Source organism: Actinophytocola sp. (assembly GCF_036378875.1).
Taxonomy (GTDB): domain Bacteria; phylum Actinomycetota; class Actinomycetes; order Mycobacteriales; family Pseudonocardiaceae; genus Actinophytocola.
On record NZ_DASUVO010000037.1, the window covers coordinates 1 to 10958 of the forward strand.

General features: G+C 68.3%; 8 protein-coding genes. 7 read left to right on the forward strand and 1 reads right to left on the reverse strand.

Annotated features, from left to right (window positions below; translation table 11 throughout):
• Positions 1–24: 24 nt before the first annotated feature.
• Positions 25–1443 (reverse strand): aldehyde dehydrogenase family protein, encoded by a 1419-nt coding sequence (locus VF106_RS10000; protein ID WP_330839341.1) that lies wholly within the window; start codon positions 1441–1443, stop codon positions 25–27.
• Between the two features lie 62 nt (positions 1444–1505).
• Between VF106_RS10000 and betA the strand changes: the two genes are divergently transcribed.
• From betA to VF106_RS10035, 7 genes are all read left to right on the forward strand, one after another.
• The gene (betA, locus tag VF106_RS10005) at positions 1506–3146 is read left to right on the forward strand and encodes a choline dehydrogenase (RefSeq protein ID WP_330839342.1); all 1641 of its coding nucleotides are present in this window, start codon (positions 1506–1508) and stop codon (positions 3144–3146) included.
• A 25-nt stretch (positions 3147–3171) separates the two neighbouring features.
• Complete coding sequence (locus tag VF106_RS10010; RefSeq protein ID WP_330839343.1) at positions 3172–3951, forward strand: IclR family transcriptional regulator; 780 nt, start codon at positions 3172–3174, stop codon at positions 3949–3951.
• A gap of 117 nt (positions 3952–4068) precedes the next feature.
• The gene (locus VF106_RS10015; RefSeq protein ID WP_330839344.1) at positions 4069–5133 is read left to right on the forward strand and encodes a quaternary amine ABC transporter ATP-binding protein; all 1065 of its coding nucleotides are present in this window, start codon (positions 4069–4071) and stop codon (positions 5131–5133) included.
• Positions 5133–7097: an ABC transporter permease gene (locus VF106_RS10020; protein ID WP_330839345.1), complete on the forward strand. Its 1965-nt coding sequence runs from the start codon at positions 5133–5135 to the stop codon at positions 7095–7097. Before VF106_RS10015 ends, VF106_RS10020 begins: the two co-directional genes overlap by 1 nt.
• A 23-nt stretch (positions 7098–7120) precedes the next feature.
• A complete protein-coding gene (locus VF106_RS10025; protein WP_330839346.1) occupies positions 7121–8080 on the forward strand; it encodes an ABC transporter substrate-binding protein in 960 nt (319 codons plus the stop codon).
• 87 nt (positions 8081–8167) lie between these two features.
• Complete coding sequence (locus tag VF106_RS10030) at positions 8168–10561, forward strand: GcvT family protein (protein ID WP_330839347.1); 2394 nt, start codon at positions 8168–8170, stop codon at positions 10559–10561.
• Positions 10558–10958, forward strand: a 401-nt coding sequence (locus VF106_RS10035) for an FAD-dependent oxidoreductase (protein WP_330839348.1), incomplete at its 3' end; no start/stop codon positions are given. The genes VF106_RS10030 and VF106_RS10035, both read left to right, overlap by 4 nt.

The window sequence follows — 10958 nt, forward strand, 5'->3', positions numbered from 1 at the left end:
CGCCCGGCTTCCCACCCGTGCAAGTCAGGCGAACCAGTTCTCCGGCTGGGGGTCGGTGTTCTCGTAGACGTGCTTGGCCTCCTGGTACTCCGCGAGTCCCGACGGGCCGAGTTCGCGGCCGATGCCGGAGCGTTTGAAGCCGCCCCACTCGGCCTGCGGCACGTACGGGCCGAAGTCGTTGATCCAGACGGTGCCGTGCCGCAGGCGGCCTGCCACGCGCCGCCCCCGCTCGCGGTCGGCCGTCCACACCGCACCGGCCAGGCCGTAGTCGGTGTCGTTGCCCAGCGCCACCGCCTCGTCCTCCTCGGTGAACGTCTCGACCGTGAGGATAGGGCCGAACGTCTCCTCCTGGACGATGCTCATGTCGCGCCGGCAGTTGTCGAAGATGGTCGGTAGGTAGAAGAAGCCGGCCGCCAGGTTCGGGTCGTCGGGGCGGCGGCCGCCGGTCAGCAGGGTCGCGCCCTCGACGATGGCCTGTGCGACGTGCCGCTCCACCTTCGCCCGGTGTTCCGCCGAGACCAGCGGGCCGCTGCGGCTGTCCGGGGCCAGGCCGTTGCCCAACTGGATCGTCTCGGCCCGCCGGACCAGCTCCGCCACGAACTCGTCGTGCAGGTCGGCGTGGACGATGAGCCTCGTGCCCGCCGAGCACACCTGGCCCGCGTGCAGGAACACACCGGTCAGCGCGTGGTCGACGGCGGCCTCGAACGGGGCGTCGGCGAAGACGATGTTGGGGTTCTTGCCGCCCAGCTCCAGCGCGATCTTCTTCACCGTGTCGGCCGCGGCCCGCATGATCGACTGGCCGGTCGAGAGGCCGCCGGTGAACGACACCAGGTCCACCTCCGGCGCGCTCGTCAGCACGGGTCCGACCTCGGGTCCCGCGCCGAGAACGAGGTTGACCACCCCGGCCGGCACGCCCGCCTCCTCGATCAGCTCGACGAGCTTGATCGTGGTCATCGGCGTGACCTCGCTGGGCTTGACCACCATCGTGTTGCCGGCGGCCAGCGCCGGGGCGATCTTCCAGGACGCCTGGAGCAGCGGGTAGTTCCACGGGGTGATGAGCACGCACACGCCGACCGGCTCGTACACGACCTTGCTGACCACGTTCGGTCCGACGTCGACCGTGCGGGTGTGGTCCTGCTCGGCGAGGCCGGCGTAGTAGCGGAACACCGAGACCACGTCATCGATGTCGATCTCGCTCTCGACGATCGTCTTGCCGGTGTCCACCGTCTCCCAGCGGGCGAGGTCGGACTTGTTGCGTACCAGCAGTTCCGCCACCCGGCGCAGCAACGCCGCCCGCCGCGGACCGGTCCACTGTGGCCACTCGCCGGCGTCGAACGCCGCCCGCGCGGCGAGCACGGCGGCGCGCGCCTCCTCCTCGGTGGCGTCGTCGAGCTTGGCGATGATCGCCTGGTTGAAGGGGTTGATGATCTCGCGCTTCGGCATGACCCTCCCTGCCGGATGGTCTGGTGTTGCACTATCCGGCACTCTAGCCGCATTATGCAACAATGGACCAGCGTTACGACTACATCATCGTCGGCGGCGGCTCTGCCGGCTGCTCACTGGCCAACCGGCTGTCCGCCGATCCCGCGACGAAGGTCCTGGTCCTCGAAGCGGGAAGACCGGACTGGATCTGGGACCTCTTCATCCACATGCCGGCCGCCCTGACCATGATCATCGGCAACCGGTTCTACGACTGGAAGTACGTCTCGGAACCAGAGCCCTTCATGCACAACCGCCGCGTCACGCAGGGGCGCGGCAAGGTGCTCGGCGGTTCCAGCTCGATCAACGGAATGATCTTCCAGCGGGGCAACCCGATGGACTACGAGCGGTGGGCGGCCGACCCCGGTATGTCCACATGGGACTACGCGCACTGCCTGCCGTACTTCAAGCGCATGGAGAACTGCCTCGCGGGCGGTGACGAGTGGCGTGGCGACAGCGGTCCGCTGCACCTCGAACGCGGGGCCGCCGCCAACCCGCTGTTCCAGGCGTTCTTCGCGGCCGTCCAGGAGGCCGGCTACCCGATCACGCAGGACGTCAACGGCTACCAGCAGGAGGGTTTCGCCCGGTTCGACCGGAATGTCAAGGGCGGCAGGCGCTGGTCGTCCGCGCGTGCCTACCTGCATCCGGTGAAGCGACGCCCGAACCTGACCGTGAAGTGCTTCTCGCTGGTGCACCGCGTGCTCTGGCAAGGAAAACAGGCGGTCGGGGTGGAGTACGGCCGAGGCGGTCGCACCCACACCGTGCACGGCAAGGAGATCATCCTCGCGGGCGGCGCGATCAACACCCCGCAACTGCTGCAGCTGTCCGGCGTCGGCAACCCCGACGAGCTACGCCCGCTCGGCATCGAGCCGGTCGTGGACCTGCGTGGCGTCGGCGAGAACCTGCAGGACCACCTCGAGGTCTACGTCCAGCACGCCTGCACGAAGCCGATCTCGTTCAACCCCGCGCTCAAGCTCCACAACCGCCCCAAGATCGGCCTGCAGTGGCTGCTGTTCAAGAGCGGTCCGGCCGCGACCAACCACTTCGAGGCCGGCGGGTTCGTTCGGGGTAACGACGACGTCGCCTACCCGAACCTCATGTTCCACTTCCTGCCCATCGCGGTGCGCTACGACGGGACCCCGGTGGGTGCCGAGCACGGCTACCAGGTCCACATCGGACCGATGTACTCGGATGCCCGCGGCACCGTGAAGATCAGGTCGAGCGACCCGAGACAACACCCGGCGCTACGGTTCAACTACCTGTCCACCGAGCAGGACCGACGGGAGTGGGTCGAGGCGATCCACGTGGCGCGCAAGATCCTGGACCAGCCCGCGTTCGCCGAGTTCTCCGGTGGCGAGCTGTCCCCGGGCCCGAATGTCCAGACGGATCAGGAGATCCTGGACTGGGTGGGCCGCGACGGCGAGACGGCCTACCACCCCTCGTGCACGGCACGCATGGGCGTCGACGACATGTCCGTCGTGGACCCGACGTCGATGAAGGTGCACGGCGTGGAAGGACTGCGGGTGGTCGACGCCTCGGTGCTGCCGTACGTCACCAACGGCAACATCTACGCGCCGGTGATGATGGTGGCCGAGAAGGCGGCCGACCTCATCCTCGGCAACACCCCGCTGGCGCCCGACAAGATTCCCTTCTATCGCCACACCTAACTCATATCGTGCACACTGGCGCACTATGAGCAACAGCCCGAGCACGATCCAGTCGGTCGATCGGGCACTGACGGTGCTCTCGCTGCTCGCCGAACACGGTGAGCTGGGCGTCACCGAGCTGGCTGCGCTGCTGGGCGTACACAAGTCCACGGCGTTTCGCCTGGTCACGACGCTGGAACAGCACGACATGGTGGAGCAGGACGGTGGCCGGGGCAAGTACCGGCTGGGTGTCGGCGTGCTGCAGCTCGCCGGCGCCACCACCGCCCGTCTCGACCTCGTGCAGTGCAGCAGACCGGTCACGCGGCGTCTCGCCGAGGAGCTCGGCGAGACGGTGAACATCACCGTGCTGTCCGGACAGGAGGCGCTCTACCTCGACCAGACCGCGGCGACCGCCGCGTTGCGGCCGCACAACTGGGTCGGCCAGCGCACCCCGCTGCACGCCACGTCCAACGGCAAGGTGCTGCTCGCCCACGTGTCCGACACGCGTTTCACCGAGCTGACCGCCGGGCCCCTGCGTCGGTTCACCGACCGCACGAAGACGGCCGTTCGGGCACTGAGAGCCGAGGTCGAGGCGGTGCGGCGGAACGGTTACGCGGTCGCCGTGGACGAGCTGGAGATCGGCCTGACCGCGATCGCGGCGCCGATCGCGGGTCCGGACGGCGAGGTCGCCGGGTCGGTGAGCGCGTCCGGGCCGACCTTCCGCATCCCGGCCGAACGTGTACCCCACGTGGCCGCGATGGTGGTCGAGGCGGCCCGCCAGATCTCCCGCAAACTGGGTTGGCACGGCCTACCGAAACAGTCCTGAAACAAGACGAAACGCTCAGCACTCTTGACGCTCACCAGCCCAGACGCAATTGTGTTCCATTAACAGGCACACAGTGCGCCATACGCAACACGGCGATACACCCGGAAGAGGTGAACCGTGGCCGCACCGACCGAGCTCACCGAACCAACCACGACTGTGCAGACCGATCCCGTGATCGCTGTCCGTGGCCTGTGGAAGGTTTTCGGCGCAAGACCGGAACGGGTTCCCGCCTCCCCTGAGCTGTCCACCCTCTCCCGCCGCGAACTGATGGACGCCACCGGCTGTGTGGCCGCGGTCTGCGGGATCGACTTCGAAGTGGCCCCCGGCGAGGTCTTCGTCGTGATGGGGCTGTCCGGCTCGGGCAAGTCGACGCTCGTGCGCTGCCTGACCCGGTTGGTGGAGCCCACCGCCGGCGAGGTCGTGTTCGAGGGCGAGGACATCCTCGCCGCCGACCGGAAGCGGCTGTTGGCCTTGCGCCGCGCCAAGTTCTCCATGGTGTTCCAGCACTTCGGGCTGTTGCCGCACCGCCGGGTGATCGAGAACGTCGCCTACGGGCTTGAGGTCCGCGGCACGCGCAAGGTTGAACGGCTGGCACGGGCGCAGGAGGTCATCGACCTCGTCGGGCTCGACGGGTACGAACGGTCCTATCCGGACCAGCTCTCCGGCGGCATGCAGCAGCGCGTCGGCCTGGCCCGTGCGCTCGCCGGCGACCCGGATGTGCTGTTCTTCGACGAGCCGTTCTCCGCGCTGGACCCGCTGATCCGGCGGGACATGCAGAACGAGGTCATCCGGCTGCACCGCGAGGTCGGCAAGACGATGGTGTTCATCACCCACGACCTGTCCGAGGCGCTGAAGCTGGGCGACCGCATCCTGATCATGCGGGACGGCAAGCTCGTGCAGTGCGGCACCGGCGAGGAGCTGGTCGGCGCGCCCGCCGACGACTACGTGGCCGACTTCGTCCACGACGTCCCCCGCGCCGACGTGCTCACGCTGAAGTGGATCATGCGGCCTGCGCTGCCCGACGACGTGTTGGACGGACCGGAGCTGCCACCGGACGTGGTGGTGCGCGAGGCCGTGCGCGCGGTGCTGGCGGCCGACCGGCCGGTGAAGGTCGTGCGGGACGGGGAACTGCTCGGCGTGGTCGGCCACGAAGAGATCCTCGCCGCCGTGGCTGGTGACTGATGGCTCAGGTCGCACTTCCCCGGATCGCCGTGCAACGTCCAGGACGCGGCGTCCTCGTCCTCGCCGTCCTGGTGGTCTTCATGGCACTGTGGACGGTGCTGCGCGGCGTGCACACGCTGACACTCGGCGCGGCACAGCTGACCCCGTTGCACCACTGGATCAACGACTTCAACGACTCGCTTGGCGCGAGCCGCGACAGCAACCCGATCTTCCTCTACTTCTTCAACGAGATCCGGCTCGTCGTCGGCGAGTTCACGTCGTTCATCCAGGGGGTGATCGCGCAACCGTCGTTCGGCCGCCCGGTCCCGCTGATCGGCTGGCTCGGCGTCGTGGCGATCGTCGGGTGGGTCTCCTACGCCGTGGCCACGTGGCGGGCGGCGCTCCTGGCCACCGCCGGCTTCACGTTCCTCGGTCTGCAGGGGCTGTGGCAGGAGAGCATGGACACGCTCGCGCTCACCCTGTCCGCGGTGATCATCGCGCTGCTTTTCGGTCTACCGCTGGGGATCTGGGCCGGGATGTCCGACCGGTTCTACCGGCTCATCACGCCGTTGCTGGACCTCATGCAGATCATGCCGTCGTTCGTCTACCTGGCGCCGCTGACGCTGGTCTTCCTCATCGGCCCGGCGTCGGCCACGATCGCCACGCTCATCTACGCCGCGCCACCGGTGATCCGGTTCACCGCGCACGGCATCCGCAACGCGCCGCAGAACACCGTCGAGGCCAGCGAATCCCTTGGCGCGACACGGGGTCAGACGCTGTTCAAGGTTCTGTTGCCGGCCGCGAAGCGAACCATCGTGCTCGGCATCAACCAGACGGTCATGGCGGCGCTGGCGATGGTCACCATCGCCGCGCTGATCGACGCGCCCGGTCTCGGCAAGACCGTCGTGAAAGCCTTGCAGACACTGGATGTCGGCACGGCGTTCAACGCAGGCCTGGCGATCGTGGTGATGGCGATCGTGCTGGACCGCGTCACCACGGTGGCGGCCGCACGCGCCGAACGGGCACGCCAGGAACCGAGCCCGGCCGCGAAGCTGGCACGGCGGATCGTGCTGATCGCCGGCGGTGTCGGCGCGGTCGTGGCGGTGTACCTGTCGTTCACTTACGTGTGGGCGGCCGAGTTCCCGCCGGACGTGTCGGTCGGCCCGACCATCGCGCAGGCCACCACGACCGCGACGGAGTGGGTGCAGACGAACCTGTCGACGTTGACGAACGGCGTCAAGGACGTCGCCACGCTGATCCTGATCGACCCGTTGCAGACGCTGCTGACCGAGTCGCCGTGGTGGTTGCTGGCCGCCACGATCGTGGCCGTGTCGGCGATCATCGGCTCCACCAGGGCGGCGGTCATCTCGGCCGTGTGCCTGCTCCTGTTGTGGGGCACGGGCCTCTGGGCCGACGCGATGGCGACGCTGGCGTCCACTTTGGTCGCCACGGCGATCGTGCTGGCGCTCGGGGTCGTGCTGGGCGTGTGGATGGGCCGCAACCGGTTGGTTGACCGCATCCTGCGGCCGGTACTGGATGCCGGGCAGACGATGCCCCCGTTCGTCTACCTGGTCCCGTTCCTGGCGCTGTTCAGTGCGAGCCGCTTCACCGCGATCGTGGCGGCCGTCGTCTACGCGGCGCCGGTGACGATCAAGGTCGTGGCCGACGGCATCAGAGGCGTGTCCGCCACGACGGTCGAAGCGGCCACCGCGTCCGGCTCGAACACCTGGCAGCTCATCACCAAGGTGCAGCTGCCCATGGCCCGGCACGCGTTGACACTGGCCACGAACCAGGGCCTCATCTACGTGCTGTGCATGGTCGTGGTCGGCGGGCTCGTGGGCGCGGGCGCGCTGGGCTACGACGTCGTGGCCGGTTTCTCCCAGGCACAGCTGTACGGGAAGGGACTCGCGGCCGGCGTCGCGATCGTCCTGCTCGGCGTGATGCTCGACCGCCTCACCCAGGCCGCGGCACGCCGCTCCCAGTGACACCACGGAAACAAGGAGACCAAGTGAACAAGTGGGTTCGTGCCGCGAGCGTGATGCTCGCGCTGACACTGGCCGCCGGGTGTAGCGGCGCGAAGATCGGCGACGACTCGGCGAGCGGCGGGAGTGCCGGGGACTGCGGCGACTTCAACATCGCCATCAACCCGTGGGTCGGCTACGAGGCCAACGCGGCGGTGCTGGCGTACGTGGCCGAGACGGATCTCGGTTGCACGGTCACGAAGAAGGACCTGAAGGAAGAGGTCGCCTGGCAGGGCTTCGGCACCGGCGAGGTCGACGCCGTGGTGGAGAACTGGGGTCACGACGACCTGAAGAAGAAGTACATCGACGACCAGAAGACCGCCGTGTCGGCCGGCTCCACCGGCGTCAAGGGCCAGATCGGCTGGTACGTACCGCCGTGGCTCGCCGCGAAGTACCCGGACATCACCGACTGGAACAACCTGAACAAGTACGCATCGATGTTCCAGACCTCCGAGTCCGGCGGCCAGGGCCAGCTGCTCGACGGCGACCCGTCGTTCGTCACCAACGACGAGGCACTGGTGAAGAACCTCAACCTGAACTACAAGGTCGTCTACGGCGGCAGCGAGACCGCGCTCATCCAGGCCTTCCGCCAGGCGGAGCAGAACAAGACGCCGGTGATCGGGTACTTCTACTCGCCGCAGTGGCTGTTCGCCGAGATCAAGCTGGTGAAGGTGGACCTGCCGGCGTACACGGAGGGCTGCGACGCGGACCCGGAGAAGATCGCCTGCGACTACCCCGACTACGACCTCGACAAGATCGTCAGCAAGAAGTTCGCCGACTCCGGCAGCCCCGCCTACGAGTTGGTGAAGAACTTCCAGTGGACCAACGACGACCAGAACGAGGTCGCGAAGTCCATCGCCGAGGACAAGCTCTCCCCGGAGGCGGCCGCCAAGAAGTGGGTGGACGCCAACAAGGACAAGGTGCAGGCCTGGCTCCCCAAGGCCTGAGCAAGGCGCGATGAAGGACGCCTTCCTCACCGTGGGCGTGAGGAAGGCGTCCTTCATCGCACGACTACCGAATCTTGGAGGACAGGCATGGCAGGTCCCCGTGTCGTGGTGATCGGTGCGGGCGTCGTCGGGGCCGCGTTGGTCGACGAACTGTCCGCGCGTGGTTGGGACGACATCACCGTCGTCGACCAGGGGCCGTTGCCCGCGCCCGGCGGATCCTCCTCGCACGCGCCCGGGCTCGTGTTCCAGACCAACCCCAGCAAGGCCATGGCCGAGATGGCCCGCTACACGGTCGAGAAGCTCAACGGTCTGGGCTGCTTCCTCCAGGTCGGCGGGCTCGAGGTGGCCACGACCCCTGCACGGCTGGCAGATCTGCACCGCCGCCAGGGGTGGGCCACCTCGTGGGGCATCGACGCGACCGTGCTGGACACCGAGCGCTGTCTCGAGCTGTATCCCCTCCTCGACCGCGACCAGGTGCTCGGCGGCCTGCACACGCCCACCGACGGGCTGGCCAAGGCGGTCCGGGCGGTGGAGGCACAGGTCGACCGGGCCCGCACGCGGGGCGTGACCGTGCTGGACCGGACCGAGGTGCTGGACGTCAAGGTAACCGGCGGCCGGGTGACGGGCGTCGTCACCAGTCAGGGTGAGCTGCCAGCGGACATCGTGGTGTGCTGTGCCGGGATCTGGGGCACCAAGGTCGCCGGGATGGTCGGCATGACGCTGCCGCTCGTCCCGATGGCACACCAACTCGCCTGGACCGGCCGGGTCGCGGCGCTGAACGGACAGAAGGACGAGGCACTGCGGCCCATCCTGCGGCACCAGGAAGCCGACCTCTACTACCGGGAACGCTTCGACACCCTCGGTGTCGGCTACTACGGCCACCGGCCCATGCCCGTGTCGGTGGACGACATCCTGAGCGTGGACGCGGCCGACCCGATGCCGTCCGTGCAGCCGTTCACCGAGGAGGACTTCGCCGACGCGTGGCGGGAGACGAACGCGCTGCTGCCGGCCACCCGCGAGGCGAAGATCGAGGAGGGCATCAACGGCCTGTTCTCGTTCACCACCGACGACATGCCGCTGCTGGGCCCGTCCCGCGACGTCGCGGGTTTCTGGGTCGCCGAGGCGGTGTGGGTGACGCACTCGGCCGGCGTCGGCCGGGCCATGGCCGAATGGCTGGTCGACGGGCACTGCGAGTCGTTCGACCTGCACGAGTGTGACGTGAACCGGTTCGAGCCGCACCAGCTCGCGCCGAAGTTCGTGCTGGAGCGGGCCTGCCAGAACTTCGTCGAGGTGTACGACCTCAAGCATCCCTTGCAGCCCATGGAAGCGCCGCGTCCACTGCGGACCAGTCCGTTCCACACCCGGCAGCGGGAACTGGGCGCGTACTTCCTTGAGGCCGGCGGGTGGGAACGGCCGCACTGGTACGAGGCGAACGCCGGCCTGGTCGAGGGCCGCCACATCCCGCGACCCGACGACTGGGCCGCCCGCTACTGGTCGGAGACCATCGCCGCCGAGGCGCAGGTGACCCGGGAAGCCGTGGCACTGTTCGACATGACCGCGCTCAAACGACTCGAGGTCACCGGGCCGGGCGCGACGGCCTTCCTGCAACGCATGGCAACCGGGGACGTCGACAAGTCCGTCGGTTCGGTCACCTACTGCCTACTGCTCGACCACAACGGAGGAATCCGCAGCGACATCACGGTCGCGCGGCTGGGTGCCGAGACGTTCCAGGTCGGGGCGAACGGGCCGCTCGACCTCGACTGGCTCACCCGGTACCTGCCCGAGGACGGCACTGTCCAGGTACGCGACATCACCGCGGGCACGTGCTGTGTGGGCGTGTGGGGACCGCGTGCCCGGGATCTCGTGCAGCCGCTGACCGACATCGACCTGACCAAGCTCCGGTACTTCCGGGGCAAACAGGGATATGTCGGCAACGTCCCGGTCACCGCGCTCCGACTGTCCTATGTGGGCGAACTGGGTTGGGAGCTGTACACGACCGCCGACATGGGTCTGAAGCTGTGGGACACGCTGTGGGCCGCGGGCCAGGAGCACGGCGTGATCGCGGCCGGGCGGGGCGCGTTCAACAGCCTGCGCCTGGAGAAGGGCTACCGGGCGTTCGGGACCGACATGACCTACGAGCACACCCCGGACGAGGCGGGGCTCGGCTTCGCCGTGAAGGCTGACAAGCCCGAGTACATCGGCAAGGACGCGCGGCAGGGCACCCGGAAGCTGACCTGTCTGACGCTCGACGCGCACGTGCTCGGCAAGGAACCGGTGTACGACGGCGACACCACGGTCGGATACGTCACCAGCGCGGCGTACGGCTACACGGTCGGCACCGGCATCGCCTACGCCTGGCTGCCCGCCGAGCTGTCCACACCGGGTCAGACCGTCCACATCGGATACTTCGACCGGCGCATCCCCGCCACGGTCACCGAGGAACCCCTGTTCGACCCCGCCATGACGAGGTTGCGCGGATGAGCCAGCACCCGGACTTCCTGTGGCGCAACCCCGATCCGAAGCCCTCCTACGACGTGGTCATCGTCGGCGCCGGTGGGCACGGCCTCGCCACCGCCTACTACCTGGCACGCAACCACGGCATCACAGGAGTCGCCGTACTGGAGAAGGGCTGGCTCGCGGGCGGCAACATGGCCCGCAACACCACCATCATCCGGTCCAACTACCTCTGGGACGAGAGCGCCGGCATCTATGAGCACGCTCTCAAGCTGTGGGAGACCCTCGAAGAGGACCTGGACTACGACATCCTGTTCAGCCAGCGCGGTGTGCTCAACCTCGCGCACACGCTCCAGGACGTCCGCGACTCCGTCCGCCGGGTCAACGCCAACAAGCTCAACGGCGTCGACGGCGAGTGGCTCTC